The following is a 15,549-nucleotide window of genomic DNA, read 5'->3' as shown; positions in this document are numbered from 1 at the left end:
CCCACGTGAGCGAGCAGAGCAAACACACCGCCCTGTACACCCAGCACCAGGCGCACGGCGCGTCCTTCACGGACTTCGGCGGCTGGCAGATGCCCCTGAAATACCGCAGCGAGCTGGAGGAACACCACACCGTCCGGAACGCCGCGGGCCTCTTCGACCTGTCACACATGGGCGAGGTCCTCGTGAGCGGACCGCAGGCAGCGCAGTTCCTGAACTACGCCCTGGTCAGCGACCTCGCGGTTCTCACCGTGGGCAAGGCCAAGTACTCGCTGATCTGCAACGCCGAGGGCGGCGTGATCGACGACCTCATCACGTACCGCCTCGCCGAGGACTCCTTCCTCGTGGTGCCCAACGCCTCCAACGCGCCCGCCGTCGCCGAGGAACTGCGCCTCCGTGCCAAGGGCTTCGACGTCGCCGTGGAGGACCAGTCGGAAGCCACTGCCCTCGTCGCGGTGCAGGGACCGACGGCCGAAGCCGTCCTCCTCGACCTCGCGCGCCCGGAGGACGCCGGCATCATCCGGGAGCTGAAGTACTACGCCGCGGTGGAGCTCGAGCTCGCCGGTCTTCCCGTGCTGCTCGCCCGGACGGGCTACACCGGTGAGGACGGCTTCGAGATCTTCATCGGCAGCAACCTGGCGGTGCGCCTCTGGGACGCCGCCCTGCAGGCCGGGGGCCCGCACGGGCTGCTGCCCTGTGGTCTCGCAGCGCGCGACTCGCTGCGGCTCGAGGCCGGGATGCCCCTGTACGGGCATGAGCTCGGCCTCGACACCGACCCCTTCGAGGCCGGCCTCGGGCCCGTGGTCAGCACCAGGAAGGCCGAGGACTTCGTGGGACGCTCCGTGCTCGAGCCGCTGAAGGCCGTCGAGCCGGTGCGGCGCCTGGTCGGTCTCCGGGCCGTCGGACGACGGTCCGCACGCGCCGGGTACGACGTCGTCGCCGACGGCAGGACCGTCGGCACCGTGACGTCCGGCCTGCCGAGCCCCACCCTGGGCTACCCGGTGGCACTCGCCTACGTCGAGGCGGCGTTCGCCGCCGTCGGCACCGAGGTCCAGGTGGACCTCCGCGGACGACCCGAACCGTTCACGGTGATCGCCACGCCGTTCTACAAGCGCGCGAAGCCCGCCGGGATGTCCCAGTGACGATCAGCGCCTTCGACCTGTTCAAGATCGGCATCGGGCCCTCGAGCTCCCACACGGGCGGACCGATGACGGCGGCCTACCTCTTCACGGAAGTGCTGCGCACCGGGAGCCTGCTGGCCGACGTGCAGCGCGTGCAGGTGGACCTCTTCGGATCGCTGGGGTCCACCGGTCACGGGCACGGCACGGTCAAGGCCGTGCTGCTCGGGCTCGAGGGAGAGCAGCCGCACCTGGTCGATCCGACGTCCGCGGACGCCCGCATCACCCGCATCGGCGAGGTCGGGTCGCTGAACCTCGCAGGTGGGCACCCGATTCCCTTCCAGCCCGAGACGGACGTGGTCCTGCACCGCCGGAAGCGCCTCGACTACCACACCAATGGTATGCGCTTCTCGGCATATTCCGCCGCGGGGGAAGTCATTCGGACAAGGGAATACTTCTCGGTCGGTGGTGGATTCGTGCTCGACGAGGACCAGATCGGCTCGGAGACGGCGGCCGTCAAGCCCGTACCGGTGTCCCACCCCTTCGGCACCGCCGACCAGTTGCTGGATATCTGCCGGACCACAGGGTGGTCCTTCTCCGACGTCGTCCTGGCCAACGAACTGTCCTGGCGCACCGAGGACGAGGTGCGCGCGGGGCTGCTCGAGATCTGGGGCGTCATGCAGGACACCATCCGGCGCGGGACGACGACGGGCGGGATCCTGCCCGGCGGGCTGAAGGTCCGGCGCCGGGCGGAACGGCAGCGGCAGCTGCTGGAGAAGGCCGACGACCCGGACGACCGCCTCGGCACGATGGAGTGGGTCACCCTCTTCGCCCTGGCCGTGAACGAGGAGAACGCAGCGGGCGGGCGCGTGGTGACCGCGCCGACCAACGGGGCTGCGGGCATCATCCCCGCGGTCCTGAAGTACTACGTGGACTTCGTCCCGGGCGCCGACGACGACGGCGTCGTCCGGTTCCTGCTCGCCGCCACGGCGATCGGCTCGCTCTTCAAGAAGAACGCGTCGATCTCCGGGGCCGAGGTGGGCTGCCAGGGGGAGGTGGGCTCCGCCTGCGCCATGGCCGCCGGAGCGCTGGCCGAGGTCCTGGGCGGGACCGCGGAGCAGGTCGAGAACGCCGCGGAGATCGGGATCGAACACAACCTCGGGCTGACCTGCGACCCCGTGGGTGGGCTCGTCCAGATCCCCTGCATCGAGCGGAACGCCGTCGGCGCGATGAAGGCCATCACCGCGGCACGCATGGCCGTGCGCGGTGACGGCCAGCACCACGTCTCGCTCGACGTCGCCATCAAGACCATGCGGGACACCGGAGCGGACATGATGGACAAGTACAAGGAGACCGCGCGCGGCGGGCTCGCCCTGAACGTGGTGGAGTGCTGACGGCGCGTGGCTGAGCTGCCGGTCAGGATAGAAGTGATCCCGGGGGATGGCCTGGTGGAGCGGCTCCGCGCGCATGTGCCCGCGCCCGCCGTCGTGACCGTCACCTGCCTCCCGCACCATGGCCCACGCCAGGCCGTGGGCGTGGCGGTGGACCTGGCCCGCGCCGGGTACACGGCCGTTCCGCACCTGGCGGCCCGGTCGGTGACCGGCCGGGCCGAGCTGGCCGGGTACGTGGCGCAGTGCACCGATGCGGGGATCACGGATGTGTTCGTGGTCGGAGGCGACGCAGCGGACGCGGCCGGACCCTACGCCTGGAGCGGCGCACTCATGGAGGACATCGCAGAGCTGTCCGGGGGGGTGCTCCGCATGGGCATCGCCGTATATCCGGAGGGGCACCCGGGAACGGCGGAGGAGGAGCTGGCGAGGACGCTGGCGGCCAAGCAGGAGCTGGCCTCCTGGTGCGTCACCCAGCTCTGCTTCTCCCCGGACATCCTCCGGGCCTTCCCCTCGAGGCTGCGGCTCGACGGCATCACCCTGCCCGTCTGGGCGGGCATCCCGGGTCCCGTGAGGATCTCCCGGCTGCTCCGCCTCGCCGGCCGGATCGGAGTGGGCCAGTCCCTCGGATTCCTGAAGCGCTCTGCCGGCGGTGCCGACGCGGGGTCCGTGGTGAGGCAGTTGCTCTCGTCGGCCTCCTACGATCCGGCACCGCTGGTGGATGCGCTGCACGGCGCCGGATACGAGGGACTGCACCTGTACAGCTTCAACGACCTCGCCGAGCTGGCCGCATCGGAACTGGCCGGGGCCCTCAGGCCCTGACCGCGACCCGCGGGAACCGGACCCCGTCCTGCTAGTTCGAGAAGTGCGTCTCCGCCGGTGCGGTGGTGATCCCACTGACGATGCGCTGCGCGATCTCGCGGACCTTCACGTTCTGGGCGTTCGAGGCCCGGCTCAGCATCGTGTACGCCTCGGCCTGCGTGCAGCGGTTCTGGCCCATGATGATCCCGATCGCGATGTCGATGGTGGTCCTCGACTCCATCGCGGCCAGGAGGTTCGACGAGGTGTTGGCGTGCTGCGACACGCGGAGGACCATCTGCAGTGCCTTCGCCGCCTGCGTGGCGAAGCCCTCCGCGAGGGCCTGCGCGCTGCTCGTGAAGGTGCTGGGGCTCGCGGCGTAGAAGTTCAGCGCAGCGCCGCCCTCGGGTCCGAGCACGAGGGGGACGCCCATCATGGCGAAGTACTCGTGACCGGCGACGGCCTCGAAGTATTCGGGCCACCGGCCGTCCGTGCGGACGTCGTCGACGATCACGGTGGAGCCCGTGCTGATCGCATGCAGGCACGGCCCGTCGCCGAAGCCGTACTGGATCTCGTCCAGGGCCCTCGCCTCGTCACTGCTGCACGCGACAGTGGTCGCGAGGCTCCGGTGGCGGTACGTGACGCCGCACTGCACCTCCACGGATCCACCGAGGATCCGTGCGGAAAGGCTCGCCAGGTCTTCCAGGAACTGGTCCACGTTCTCGTTGGTGAGCATGAGGTCCTGCAGTTCGGCCACAGCTGCAGCGTTCTGTTGTTCGGCGTTCACCCGGTCATCTTACGGGGCATAGTTAGCTTGTCTAGCAAACAGGTCCGAGAACGGGCCGGGAACCGGCACACGGAAGAACGGCCGCCCGGGGGACGGCCGTTCAGGAGATTCACGCGAGCCCGGGGCTCAGACGATCGCGGCCGCGGGCCTCTGGCGCTGGGGGGCGAGCTCTCCGACGATGCCGCGGAGCAGGCTGCGCAGCTCGAAGGACTCCAGGCCTTCGCCCACCATCAGCGTGCGTTCGATGTCCTCCGCCTTGGCGAGCGCTTCGACGCCGGCCGGGGTGATGGTGATGCGCTGGCTGCGACGGTCGATGCTGTCGCGGATGCGGGAGATGAACCCCTGCCGCTCGAGCTTCTCGATGGTCTTGCCGATCGTCTGTGCCTGCACGTGGACTGCGAGGGCCAGCTTGGCCCCGGTCATGGTGCCCTGGCGGGAGAGTACGCCGAGGGTGGTGTAGCCGGCATGGGTGATCCCGATGTCGAGCAGCCTTTCGTTCCACGCGTGGTCCACGAGACGGGCGGCGGTGGTGAGCAGGCGGCTGGTCGACCACTCTTCCAAGTCAGGCATGCGATGTTCCTTCAGAGGTTCTGGAACACCCGGCCGGTGCTGCTGCCAGCGCCGGCCGGGTGTCGTGTCTTTGCGGCCGGTCGCAACTACAGGGGGGACGGGACCAACCGCAATATGTCTACTATGCGCTTCAATCTTCAAGTTTTCCCGTCGCCCAGGCCGAAGCTTCGGGCAAGGAGGGCACGCCGGCGGGAACGGGGACCTTGCGGAACGCGATGATCCCGTCCGCGACGGCGCGGGCCGCGGAGTGCTGCACGACGTGCGGCTGACCCTCGATCTCGAGGAAGGAACCGAACCGCGCCCGCTCCGCCAGCTCCCTGCACCAGCGGCGCCGCGCCACCGGATCCCGCGCACCCCGCACCACCAGGACGGGGCACTGGACCCGCTCGACGGCGCGCTCCAGGGGGTACTCCATCATGGGCAGCAGCTGGCGCAGGTACCAGCGCATGCCCGTGCGGAAGTAGTCGGTGTAGACCGTGAAATTCGCCGACGGGCTTTCGCGGAACGTGTCGTGTCCGAGGGACGCCGCCTGCTGCAGGACGGTCCGGCGGTGCCTGTCCACGACAGGTCCGATGAGGACGATCCGTTCGGCGAGGGCCGGGAACTGCAGGGCGACCGCTGTGACGAATTGCACGCCCATGGAATGGCCCACGAGCGTGCAGGAGGAGATGCCCAGGGCGGCGAGCGCCTCGCCGATGAGCGCGGCGTGGTCCTCGACGCCGAGCTCCCTCCGCGGCTGCGGGTCCGGTCCGTACCCGGGCAGGTCGATCGAGTGCACGACGGCGTCCGCGGCGAGTTCGGCACGGAGGCGGTCGAGGTAGCGATGCGTCATGCCCAGTCCGTGGACGAGGACGTACGGGCTCCGGTCGGAGGTGTCGGGCCCCGGCGTCGTGAGCACGCGGACGGTCAGGCCGTCGACCTGCACGGTGCTGAGAAGAGTCGGTAGCATCCGGGCAGTCTACGGGTGCGGTGCGGGCGTTTCTCAAGATCCGATCAAGACAAGTCCGTGCCCGGGGCGCCAACGGACACCGATGTATGAAACCCTTGTTTCATGTCCGTTCCTCCGTCCCACCGCACGGCGCTGATCGTCGAGGACGATCCGGACATCCGCGAACTGCTCGCCACGACGCTGCGCATGAACGGCTTCACGATCGTCGAGGCCTCGTCGGGCCTGGAGGGCCTGGCGGCGTTGAAGGAACACCGGCCCGACCTGGTCACCCTCGACCTCAACCTGCCCGATCTCGACGGCGTCGAGGTGTGCCGGCAGTGCCGCGCCGTCAGCGATGCGTACATCGTGATGGTGACGGCACGGCAGGACGAGATCGACCGCCTGATCGGCCTCGAGATCGGCGCGGACGACTTCATCGGCAAGCCCTTCAGCCCCAGGGAGCTCTCCGCACGCGTGTCGGCGATGTTCCGCCGTCCCCGTACCGGTGCCGGCACCGGCGCCGTCCAGCCGCCGGAGCCCGGCGGCAACGCACTGCTGCGGCACAACGGCCTGGTCATGGACGTCGAGGGTCGCGTGGTCACGCTGGCCGGCCAGGAGCTCGCACTGACCCGCATCGAGTTCGACCTGCTGGAGACACTCCTGACGGGCGCCCAACGGGTGTGGACGCGCGAGGCGCTGCTGAACCGGGTATGGGGGGACGGCTGGAGCCAGGACCACCATCTCGTCGAGGTGCACATCCGCAACCTCCGCAAGAAGCTCGGAGAGGACATCAGCAACCCCCGTTTCATCCGCACGGTGCGCGGGGTGGGCTACCGCATGATGCCGGGCGACCAGCAGGACTGACCGGTCCCGCCGGTCCGTCGGCGGGTTTGTCCGTGGATGAAACACTGGATGCGTGGCTCATCTCGACGTATCCGGCATCGATTACTTCCTCTCCGACGGCAGGCAGCTGCTCAACGGCGTTGCGTTCAAGGTCGGCGACGGCCACAAGACGGCGCTGATCGGACCCAACGGCACAGGGAAGACCACCCTGCTGCGCATCATCGCCGGGGACCTCGCACCCGATGAGGGGGCGGTGAGCCGCTCGGGGACCATGGGGATCATGCGCCAGTTCGTCGGCCAGGTGCGCGACGACACGACCGTCCGCGACCTGCTCGTCTCGGCCGCGCCACCGGTGCTGGCCGCCGCGGCCAAGAGGATCGACGACGCCGAACTGGCCATGATGGAGGCCGACGACGAGCCCACGCAGATGCGCTACGCGCAGGCGATCGCGGACTGGGGCGATGCCGGCGGCTACGAGCTGGAGACCACGTGGGACGAGGTCACGATGGCCGCCCTCGGCGTCCCGTTCGACCGGGCGCAGTACCGGGCGGCGTCGTCGCTCTCGGGCGGCGAGCAGAAGCGGCTGGTGCTCGAAGCGCTGTTCTCCGGTCCTGACGAGTTCCTGCTCCTCGACGAGCCGGACAACTACCTCGACGTCCCGGGCAAGCGCTGGCTCGAGGCGAAGCTCCGCGAGTCGAAGAAATCCGTGCTGTTCGTCAGCCACGACCGTGAGCTGCTCGCCAACGCCGCAACGCGCATCGTGACGCTCGAGCCGGGGGCCCTGGGGGCGTCGTCCTGGACGCACGGCGGCGGTTTCGAGACCTACCTGAAGGCGCGCGAGGACCGGAACGCGCGGTTCGAGGAGCTGCGCAAGCGCTGGGACGAGGAGCACATCAAGCTCAAGGAACTCGTCAACATGTACAAGAACAAGGCCGCGTTCCGCTCGGACATGGCCAACCGCTACCACGCGGCACAGACCCGCCTCGCGAAGTTCCTGGAGGCGGGGCCGCCGGAAGCGATCCCGCTGGAGCAGAACGTGTCCATGCGGTTGCAGGGCGGACGGACCGCCAAGCGCGCCGTCGTGGCCCAGAAGCTCGAACTGACGGGTCTCATGAAGCCTTTCAGCACCGAGATCTGGTTCGGCGACCGTGTGGGAGTACTGGGGTCCAACGGCTCCGGCAAGTCGCACTTCCTGCGGCTGCTGGCCGGTGGTGGATCGGACCCGGACAAGGAGCACCTGCCTGTGTCCGACGTCGACATAGCCCCGGTTCCCCACGAGGGCTCCGTGAAGCTGGGTGCGCGCATCCGGCCGGGGTTCTTCGCGCAGACGCACGCGCGCCCCGACCTCCTCGGGCGCACGCTCGTCGACATCCTCCACCGGGGCGACGAGCACCGGTCCGGCCTGGGCCGCGAAGCAGCGTCCGCCGTCCTCGACCGCTACGGGCTGGCGGCACAGGCCGAGCAGCCCTACGACTCCCTGTCGGGCGGCCAGCAGGCCCGCCTGCAGATCCTCCTGCTGGAGCTGTCCGGTGCAACCCTGCTGCTGCTCGACGAGCCGACGGACAACCTCGACCTGCATTCGGCGGAGGCGCTCGAGCGCGCCATCGATGCCTTCGAGGGCACGGTCATGGCCGTGACGCACGACCGCTGGTTCGCCCGGAGTTTCGACCGGTTCCTCGTCTTCGGCTCCGACGGCAAGGTGTACGAGACGAAGGAACCCGTGTGGGACGAGAGCCGGGTCGTCCGCGCCCGCTGAAACGGCCTTCGTCCACAGGCCCTCCACAGGGTTATCCACAATCGTGGATAACCCTGCCTGCATCCGGTGCACCATCGGTTGCTGACGCACCCTCTGTAGGGTGGACGACGACGACTGCGGGCGCCACCACATCGCCGCACACGGGGGAATCATGGGGACTGGAACGGGTTCGGGCACGAGGGGACGGGTGATCTGGGGAGGCGTCGTCGCCGCGGTGGTACTGATCGCAGCCATGGTGACGATCAAGCTGGTCGACCAGTGGGTCTTCGGACCCGACAAGCAGGTCGAGGCCTACCTCGACGCCCTCGTGGCAGGTGACGCCGAGGCGTCCCGGAGCCTTCTCGGAAGAACCCCCGGCGACGGGCAGGACGCACTGCTGGCGAACGCCGTGTACGGCACGGCCGATCACCGCATCACGGCGTACGAGCTCCGCGACATCTCGGTGGACGACGACACCGCGACGGTGACCGCCCACCTGGCGCAGGACGGAAGCACCAGCACTCTCGAGTTCACCCTGACCCGGACCGGATCCACCGGCGTGTTCTTCGGCGACTGGCGCCTGGACGGGCCGGAACCCATCACCGACATCAGCATGGTGATCCCCGAGGACCTGCAGGCCATCGACGTCAACGGGGCCGACGTCGCCCTGCCTCCCGGAGACCCCGGTGCATACGCGGGCCTGCGCTCCGTGACCCTCCCGGCGCTTCCCGGGGAGTACGTCGTCTCACCGCCGGCGCCCTCCCGGTACCTGTCCTACGGGACCCGGCAGGTGGTCACGGTTCCGGTGGACGGGCCCGCACCGCGCGGAGTGCTGGTGAAGCCTGCTGCCACCCCTGCAGTCATGGCCGACGCCGTCGCCGAGGTCACCGCGGCCCTCGACCGCTGCATCGCCTCTCCGGAAGCCTCTCCCAGCGGCTGCCCCAACCGGTCCTACCTCTTCGGGGATCCCGAGGATGTCCGCGATCCGCGCTGGACCCTGGTCCGAGAGCCCTCCTTCACGCTCGAGCAGTCCTACCAGCCCGGGGTGTACCGGCTCCGGTCCGACGACGGCGAGGCCACCTTCTCGTACGAGCGCAACGCCGAGTTCGACGGCGGGAAGCCCCCACGCTGGACGCACGTGGAGGACACCCAGCGGCTGTCCCTCGGTGCGACCGTGACGGTGACCGGGGAGCGCATCGAGGTGGCGCGGGACCCGGTGGTCCCGGGGCAGTAGCGCCTCGACGACCGGTGCCGTCTACCGCTCGCCGACGGCCCGACCAGACGTTACCTCGACGAAACCGGCCGGTGATGGACGGGAAATCCCGATTATGTTTAATGGTGGTAATTGCAGTTTCCCGAGATGAACCACCAGGAGTGCCGATGTCCACCGAGATCAACTTCCGTTACCTCAGCGAGCCCGACATGGTCGAAGCCGGTGTAGGCGACGTCATACGCTGCACGGACGTGATGGAGGAGGCCCTCGTCCTCCTGCGCCAGGGCGACTACCGGATGGCGGGGGACAACGGCAACTCCCACGGGGCGATGATCACCTTCCCCGAGGACCCTGAGTTCGAGGGCATGCCGAAGGACGGCCCCGATCGCCGGTTCATGGCCATGCCCGCCTACCTCGGCGGCCGCTTCGGCACCTCCGGAGTCAAGTGGTACGGATCCAACGCGCAGAACCGCCTCAGTGGCCTGCCTCGATCGATCCATGTCTTCGTGCTGAACGACCGGGACACCGGCGCGCCCCTGGCCATCATGAGTGCCAATCTCCTCAGTGCCTACCGCACCGGAGCTGTACCCGGCGTCGGGGTCAAGCACCTCGCGAAGGCCGACGCGAAGGTCGCGGCCGTCGTCGGCCCGGGGGTCATCGCGCGATCGGTTCTCGAGACGACCCTGGCACTGCGCCCCTCGATCGACACGGTCCTGGTGAAGGGCCGCAGCGCCGCCAGCACGCAGGCATTCACGGAGTGGGCCAGGGACAAATTCTCACAGCTCACCACCATCGCATCGGCGGAGACCATCGAGGAGGCCATCGCCGACGCCGACATCGTCATGGCGACAACCACCACGGACGCCGCGGGTAGCGACGCGTTCCCCTATTTCCCGAAATCGGCCATCAAGCCCGGGGCCCTGCTGCTGCTTCCGGCTGCAGCCCGTTTCGACGACGACTTCCTCACGGGAGACGCGCGTCTCGTCATTGATGCCGAGGGTCTCTACCAGGCATGGCTCGAGGAATACGGGCCTACCGCCTACCAGATCCTGGGCATCCCTGGGTCCCACTGGTTCGGGCTGCTCGGCTCCGGGGAGATCGCCGCCTCGAAGATCGAGGAGATCGCCGACATCGCGACCGGCAAGCTTCCCGGTCGCCGGAACGACGACGAGATCATCCTCTATTCGGTGGGCGGGATGCCCGTGGAGGACGTCGCGTGGGCGACCGACCTGTACCGGGCCGCGGAGGAGAAGAACATCGGCACCGTCCTGAATCTCTGGAACACGCCGGCCCTCGCCTGACCTGGTGAGCCTGTCGGAACGCACCAGCCGTCCCACCAGGAGGATCGTGGACCTGGTGGGACGGCTGGTCGATGCGGATGGCTCATCGGCGGTATCGGGTCATGGTCAGGCGCTGAACGCCGGAACAACCTCCCTGACGAAGAGTTCCAGTGACTTCTTCTTCTCCTCGTGGCTCATCCCGTTGTCGATCCAGTAGCTGAACTCGTCGACACCCAGCTCCTGGTAGTGCTTGATACGGCCCACCACCTCGTCAGGGGTGCCGATCATCGCCGACCTGTGCAGGCTCTCGGGCTCGAACTCCGGCCGGTCCGCGAACTTCTCCTCGGGTGAGGGGTCGAGGAATCCGTCGACGGGCGTCGTCTTGTTGCCTGCCCACGCGTCGAAGGACCTGTAGTAGCGGTTGATCGCGGCAGCCCCTGGGCGCCAGCCTTCGGGATCGTCGGCTGCGTGCACGTACGTATGACGCAGGCACATGACCTCGGGCCTGCGGGAACCCGGGAACTTGTCCATCGCGGCCCTGGTCTTGCCGGTCAGGTCGGCCACTTCGGCATCGTCCTTCATCAGGGGGGTGACCATGATGTTGAAACCGTTCTCCACGGCGAACTCGTGCGACTCGGGGGAGCGTGCCGCCACCCAGATGGGGATGGTGTCCTGTACCGGCTTCGGCACGCTGGTGGAGGTGGGGAACTGCCAGATCTTGCCGTCGTGGGCGTAGTCCCCCTGCCACAGGGCCTGCATCGCGGGGAGGAGCTCACGCAGGTGCTCCGCACCGGCCGCCGCGGGCATCCCGCCGGCAAGCCTGTCGAACTCGAACTGGTAGGCGCCGCGGGCTATGCCGAGCTCGAGTCGTCCGTTGCTGATGACGTCCACGAGAGCGGACTCCCCTGCTGCCCGGATCGGGTTCCAGAACGGGGCGATGAGCGTTCCAGCGCCGAGGCGGATGGTAGACGTCTTGGCGGCGAGATACGCGAGTACGGGCATGGGGCTGGGGGACACCGTGTACTCCATGGCGTGGTGCTCGCCGGTCCAGACGGTCGAGAACCCGCCGTCCTCGGCGATCCGAACCAGCTCGACCAGGTCCTCCATCAGCTGATGGTGGCTGACGGCGGTGTCCCATCGTTCCATGTGGGCGAAGAGTGAGAAACGCATTGTTGTTACCTCCTGTGGTGCGGTGCAAGCGATTGAGTGGTTCAGGTCGGCTCAGGACTGCTTCTCATCTCCGCGATCGTCCGATCCCCTCTGGACCAGTGCGTGAGCGGCACTTCACGGATGATGACGGTGGTGTTCTGCGGCAGGGCGCCGACCGTCTCCTCCGCGGCGCGGTGGAGGGCGGCCACGAGTGCACGGAGCTGGACGGGTGTACGGCCTTCGGCGATGGACACGTCGATGAGAGGCATGGAAGAAGCTCCTAACCGCGCATGACGAACGGGTCCGCGACGGGTTCCTCGTCCGTGTTGATCCACACGCTCTTCAGGCGCGTGTACTCGTGCATCGACTCGAGCCCGTGCTCGATGCCGACCCCGCTGTTCTTGAAACCCTGGCGCGGGGACATCGGCGACATCGCCCGGTAGGTGTTCACCCAGATCGTGCCGGCTTCCAGCTTCCGGCTCATCCGGTGGGCGCGGGCGAGGTTCTGGGTCCATACGCCGGCGGCGAGCCCGTAGTCGGTGTCGTTGGCGAGCCCCAACACCTCGTCCTCGGTGTCGAAGGGCATGATGGCGGCGACGGGTCCGAAGATCTCCTCGCGCGTCACGCGCATGGTGTTGTCGACGTCGGTCAGTACCGTGGGCGCGTAGAAGTAGCCCGGCAGGTCGACCTCGGGGCGTCTGCCGCCCGTGAGCACCGTTGCGCCCTCGCTCACGCCGAGGTCGACGTAGGAGCTGACCTTGTCCCGCTGGTCGGCGAAGGCCAGGGGGCCGAGTTCGGTGGCGTCGAGCAGCGGGTCCCCGACGATGATGCTGCGGGCGCGTTCCGCGACCCGCTCCAGCAGCTCGTCGTAGACGGAGCGGTGTGCGAAGACCCGGCTGCCCGCGATGCAGGTCTGCCCGGCGGCGGCGAAGATCCCGGCCACCACGCCCATCGCCGCATTGGGGATGTTGGCGTCGTCGAAGACGATGTTCGGGCTCTTGCCGCCCAGCTCGAGGGTGCAGCCGATGAAGCGGGACGCCGCGGAGGCCGCGATGCGCGCTCCCGTGGCGGTGGACCCGGTGAAGGAGATCTTCGCGAGTCCGGGGTGATCGACCAGCGGCGCTCCGGCCTCGACGCCGTACCCGGTGACCACGTTGACGACGCCGTCGGGGAACCCTGCCTCCGTGGCGAGCTCGGCGAGTCGCAGAACGGTACGCGAGGTGTACTCGGACGGTTTGATGACCAGCGTGTTGCCGGCCGCGAGAGCGGGGGCGAGTTTGGAGGTGGTCAGCGTGAGGGGGGAATTCCAGGGCGTGATCGCGCCGACCACACCGAGCGCCTCGCGCTGGGTGTAGTTGAACATGGAGACGGAGTTCGTGGGGACCTGGCTGCCCTGGACCTTGTCGGCCAGGCCTGCGTAATAGTACAGGTACTCCGGCAGGCTGGTCAGCTGGCCGCGCATCTCGCGCAGGAGCTTGCCGTTGTCCTCGGACTCCATTCGGGCCAGCGCATCGGCATTCTCCGCAACGAGGTCTCCGAGGCGCCGCAGCAGGTGACCGCGCCGGGTGGCGGAGAGGTCGCGCCACCGCGGATCGGTGAATGCGCGTTGAGCGGCCGTCACTGCGACATCGATGTCGGTGGAGGTTCCGCGAGCTGCGGTGTAGAGGACGTCGAGGGTTGCCGGGTTGGTGCTTTCGAAGTACTCATTCCCGGCGGGTGGGACGTACTGCCCGCCGATGAAGTGGTTGTACTGCTCAGTCATGGTCTCCACTCGATTCGGTGATGAAGTGATGGATGATGCGTGCGAGTTCGGCCGGCTGCTCGACGGGGAGCATGTGGCGGGCGCCGGGGACGACGGCGGTCCCGGCACCCGGGATCGCCTCGCCGAGTCGGCGTGTCATGTCCGGCGTGGACCCGGGGTCGAGTTCCCCTGTGACTGCGAGGGAGGGGACGCCGATGCGGCCGAGCTGCGGGCCGATCTCGGCGTCGGCCGTGGCGAACACCCGGTAGGCATGGAGGTAGGACTCCACGTCGTTGCTCAGCAGCGTCCTGCGGGTCCTCTCGATCCTGTCCTCGCTCACGCCCTGACCGCCCGGATACCACCGGGCGATGGACCCCTCGACGCTGCTCGGGAAATCCGTGCGTGCACCGTCGAGCCGTGCCTGCACGCTGGTCCTTTCCGCCTCGGTGCGTCGGCAGACCGAACTCACACTGGTGAGCGATGCAACCAGGTCCGGCCGGTGAAGAGCCAGGTGCTGCGCGATGAGTGCACCCAACGAGAAACCGACCAGATGGGCGCGGCCGGGCAGGCGTTCCGCGACGTCCTGGGCGAGATCGCCCAGTGACACCGGGGCGGCCAGTGTCGCTTGGCCTCCATGACCGGGCAGGTCCAGCGCCAGGACGGGGCGGCCGGAGAGAACCGCCAGCTCCTCCTGCAGGGGCTCCCACATGGTCCGGTCCAGTCCCACCCCATGCAGCAGAACGATCGGGCGGAGCTGGGAGTCGGTCACTGCTCGCTGCTCAACGGGGCCAGGCGTTGCTGGGGGCGTCCCTGGGCCGCGGCGGCGAGAGCGATGACGATCTCTCCGGGATGCGGTGCGTCCGCCAGCCGGACCTCGATGCTCTGGTGGTGGGATCGGATGGTCGCATCGGTGACGTGCTTGAGGGGAATGTCGAACGTGACCCCGGCCGGCCCGCGCTTCTCCACAGCGGGCAGCAGGGTCGTGGCGGAGGCGGCGTCGCGGAAGTGGTTACCGAACTTGAGGGTGTGGATGAGTGCCGAGCCGTGCTCGATCTCACCGTCGAGGCCGACGATCGCGGCCTTGCCGAACGCCTCGACGGGTTCCCCGAGGGCTTCCACCACGCGGGCGGCCAGCAGCGCGCCGACGTCGGACGCGTTCGCATCGATGCCGGGGTTGAGGTCCTCGACGAAGCCCTGCCCGGCCCAGGGGTTGGCGATGACTGCTGCGACGACGGCGACGCGTGCTGCAGGCTCGACGGGCCGGCCGCCTTCGGTGAGGATCTCTTCGACCAGGGTGACGATCTTTCGGGTGTTCATGCGGAGGCTCCTTCGAGGATGGCGGATGTGACGGCGGGGTCGGTGAGTCGGTCCCCGATACGAGGATGTGGGCGGGATCCGGTGGATGCAGCAACGACGACGACGATCTCGTCGGCCCGGGGCCCGTCACTGACGCGGGCGGACATGGTCTGATAGTGGCTGCGAGTCGAGGCTTGATCCTTGTGCCACATGGGAACGACGAGTGCCTGGCCGGGTTCGGCCCGATCGTCGGCGAAGCAGATGATGGAGGACCCCTCGAGGAACTCACGGACCAGGTTGCCGAAATAGGGAGTGTGAATGAGTGCTGCGGCGTGCTCCATCTCGCCGGCGGTACCCACGATCGCTGCCTTGCCGAACGCTTCGATGCGGTCGGCACCGCCGAGGCCGTTCACCAGGCGGTCGGTCAGCGTCCGGGCCAGCTGTGGAGCGAGTTCCTCGGTCAGCCGACCGAGATCGGTCTCCGGACCGGTCCCGGCCCAGGGGTTGGACACGACCGCTGCGACGCTGGCGCGTCTGATCGGACAGGCAGGGCTCTGCCCGTTCTCGGTGAGGACTTCCTCCTGGTAGTAGACGATCTTCCGGATGTCGGCGCCGGGGGCGGTGAGGGCGGGAGTGGACATGTGCGGGGCCTTTCCGAGCAGGGGTGACGTCGACGGGGGGGGAGAGCCGGTGGCTACCGGGCAGC

General features: G+C 68.6%; 16 protein-coding genes. 7 read left to right on the top strand and 9 right to left on the bottom strand.

The window, feature by feature from the left end; translation table 11 throughout:
* Positions 1 to 5: 5 nt before the first annotated feature.
* From gcvT to ACX80I_RS05485, 3 genes are read left to right on the top strand one after another with little or no spacing between them, the layout of a single operon-like run.
* Positions 6 to 1,139, top strand: a complete 1,134-nt coding sequence (gene gcvT / locus ACX80I_RS05495) for a glycine cleavage system aminomethyltransferase GcvT (protein ID WP_459344129.1) — start codon at positions 6 to 8, stop codon at positions 1,137 to 1,139.
* Positions 1,136 to 2,509: an L-serine ammonia-lyase gene (locus tag ACX80I_RS05490; RefSeq protein WP_459344128.1), complete on the top strand. Its 1,374-nt coding sequence runs from the start codon at positions 1,136 to 1,138 to the stop codon at positions 2,507 to 2,509. The genes gcvT and ACX80I_RS05490 overlap by 4 nt, the downstream gene beginning before the upstream one ends.
* Before the next feature lie 33 nt (positions 2,510 to 2,542).
* The gene (locus ACX80I_RS05485; protein WP_459344127.1) at positions 2,543 to 3,325 is read left to right on the top strand and encodes a methylenetetrahydrofolate reductase; all 783 of its coding nucleotides are present in this window, start codon (positions 2,543 to 2,545) and stop codon (positions 3,323 to 3,325) included.
* Between the two features lie 31 nt (positions 3,326 to 3,356).
* Here ACX80I_RS05485 and ACX80I_RS05480 read toward each other — a convergent pair whose 3' ends face one another.
* From ACX80I_RS05480 to ACX80I_RS05470, 3 genes are all read right to left on the bottom strand, one after another.
* Positions 3,357 to 4,088, bottom strand: coding sequence for a GAF and ANTAR domain-containing protein (locus ACX80I_RS05480; protein WP_459344126.1), 732 nt, complete (start codon positions 4,086 to 4,088; stop codon positions 3,357 to 3,359).
* Positions 4,089 to 4,214: 126 nt separating this feature from the next.
* Positions 4,215 to 4,658 (bottom strand): MarR family winged helix-turn-helix transcriptional regulator, encoded by a 444-nt coding sequence (locus tag ACX80I_RS05475; RefSeq protein ID WP_459344125.1) that lies wholly within the window; start codon positions 4,656 to 4,658, stop codon positions 4,215 to 4,217.
* 130 nt (positions 4,659 to 4,788) lie between these two features.
* Entirely contained in the window at positions 4,789 to 5,607 is an 819-nt protein-coding gene (locus tag ACX80I_RS05470; protein ID WP_459344124.1) for an alpha/beta fold hydrolase, read from the bottom strand.
* A gap of 102 nt (positions 5,608 to 5,709) precedes the next feature.
* Between ACX80I_RS05470 and ACX80I_RS05465 the strand changes: the two genes are divergently transcribed.
* The 4 genes from ACX80I_RS05465 (at position 5,710) to ACX80I_RS05450 (ending at position 10,678) form a co-directional block, all read left to right on the top strand.
* Positions 5,710 to 6,450: a response regulator gene (locus ACX80I_RS05465; protein ID WP_459344123.1), complete on the top strand. Its 741-nt coding sequence runs from the start codon at positions 5,710 to 5,712 to the stop codon at positions 6,448 to 6,450.
* 52 nt (positions 6,451 to 6,502) lie between these two features.
* The gene (locus tag ACX80I_RS05460; protein WP_459344122.1) at positions 6,503 to 8,185 is read left to right on the top strand and encodes an ABC-F family ATP-binding cassette domain-containing protein; all 1,683 of its coding nucleotides are present in this window, start codon (positions 6,503 to 6,505) and stop codon (positions 8,183 to 8,185) included.
* Positions 8,186 to 8,285: 100 nt separating this feature from the next.
* The gene (locus tag ACX80I_RS05455; RefSeq protein ID WP_459344121.1) at positions 8,286 to 9,398 is read left to right on the top strand and encodes a hypothetical protein; all 1,113 of its coding nucleotides are present in this window, start codon (positions 8,286 to 8,288) and stop codon (positions 9,396 to 9,398) included.
* A 146-nt stretch (positions 9,399 to 9,544) separates the two neighbouring features.
* Positions 9,545 to 10,678: a tyramine oxidase subunit B gene (locus tag ACX80I_RS05450; protein WP_459344120.1), complete on the top strand. Its 1,134-nt coding sequence runs from the start codon at positions 9,545 to 9,547 to the stop codon at positions 10,676 to 10,678.
* Positions 10,679 to 10,783: 105 nt separating this feature from the next.
* On the opposite strand, the gene ACX80I_RS05445 is transcribed toward ACX80I_RS05450, so the two are convergent.
* From ACX80I_RS05445 to ACX80I_RS05420, 6 genes are read right to left on the bottom strand one after another with little or no spacing between them, the layout of a single operon-like run.
* Entirely contained in the window at positions 10,784 to 11,827 is a 1,044-nt protein-coding gene (locus tag ACX80I_RS05445; protein ID WP_459344119.1) for an LLM class flavin-dependent oxidoreductase, read from the bottom strand.
* A gap of 41 nt (positions 11,828 to 11,868) precedes the next feature.
* Positions 11,869 to 12,075: a tautomerase family protein gene (locus tag ACX80I_RS05440; protein WP_459344118.1), complete on the bottom strand. Its 207-nt coding sequence runs from the start codon at positions 12,073 to 12,075 to the stop codon at positions 11,869 to 11,871.
* Positions 12,076 to 12,086: 11 nt separating this feature from the next.
* Entirely contained in the window at positions 12,087 to 13,568 is a 1,482-nt protein-coding gene (locus ACX80I_RS05435) for an aldehyde dehydrogenase (protein WP_459344117.1), read from the bottom strand.
* Positions 13,561 to 14,316 (bottom strand): alpha/beta fold hydrolase, encoded by a 756-nt coding sequence (locus ACX80I_RS05430; protein ID WP_459344116.1) that lies wholly within the window; start codon positions 14,314 to 14,316, stop codon positions 13,561 to 13,563. Before ACX80I_RS05430 ends, ACX80I_RS05435 begins: the two co-directional genes overlap by 8 nt.
* Positions 14,313 to 14,864, bottom strand: coding sequence for an amino acid synthesis family protein (locus ACX80I_RS05425; protein WP_459344115.1), 552 nt, complete (start codon positions 14,862 to 14,864; stop codon positions 14,313 to 14,315). The genes ACX80I_RS05430 and ACX80I_RS05425 overlap by 4 nt, the downstream gene beginning before the upstream one ends.
* Positions 14,861 to 15,484 (bottom strand): amino acid synthesis family protein, encoded by a 624-nt coding sequence (locus tag ACX80I_RS05420; protein ID WP_459344114.1) that lies wholly within the window; start codon positions 15,482 to 15,484, stop codon positions 14,861 to 14,863. The genes ACX80I_RS05425 and ACX80I_RS05420 overlap by 4 nt, the downstream gene beginning before the upstream one ends.
* Positions 15,485 to 15,549 lie beyond the last annotated feature (65 nt).

The sequence above is a fragment of the Arthrobacter rhamnosi genome, from assembly GCF_054510855.1.
The sequence above is the reverse complement of the archived record's forward strand: the minus strand, read 5'-3'. Positions and strand labels throughout refer to the sequence as shown.

Bases quoted from the DNA above. Each gene is read 5' to 3' on its own strand.
- ACX80I_RS05425 (WP_459344115.1), bottom strand. From the start codon at position 14,864: ATGAACACCCGAAAGATCGTCACCCTGGTCGAAGAGATCCTCACCGAA.
- ACX80I_RS05470 (WP_459344124.1), bottom strand. From the start codon at position 5,607: ATGCTACCGACTCTTCTCAGCACCGTGCAGGTCGACGGCCTGACCGTC.
- ACX80I_RS05435 (WP_459344117.1), bottom strand. From the start codon at position 13,568: ATGACTGAGCAGTACAACCACTTCATCGGCGGGCAGTACGTCCCACCC.
- ACX80I_RS05475 (WP_459344125.1), bottom strand. From the start codon at position 4,658: ATGCCTGACTTGGAAGAGTGGTCGACCAGCCGCCTGCTCACCACCGCC.
- ACX80I_RS05440 (WP_459344118.1), bottom strand. From the start codon at position 12,075: ATGCCTCTCATCGACGTGTCCATCGCCGAAGGCCGTACACCCGTCCAG.
- ACX80I_RS05450 (WP_459344120.1), top strand. From the start codon at position 9,545: ATGTCCACCGAGATCAACTTCCGTTACCTCAGCGAGCCCGACATGGTC.
- ACX80I_RS05445 (WP_459344119.1), bottom strand. From the start codon at position 11,827: ATGCGTTTCTCACTCTTCGCCCACATGGAACGATGGGACACCGCCGTC.
- ACX80I_RS05420 (WP_459344114.1), bottom strand. From the start codon at position 15,484: ATGTCCACTCCCGCCCTCACCGCCCCCGGCGCCGACATCCGGAAGATC.
- ACX80I_RS05465 (WP_459344123.1), top strand. From the start codon at position 5,710: ATGTCCGTTCCTCCGTCCCACCGCACGGCGCTGATCGTCGAGGACGAT.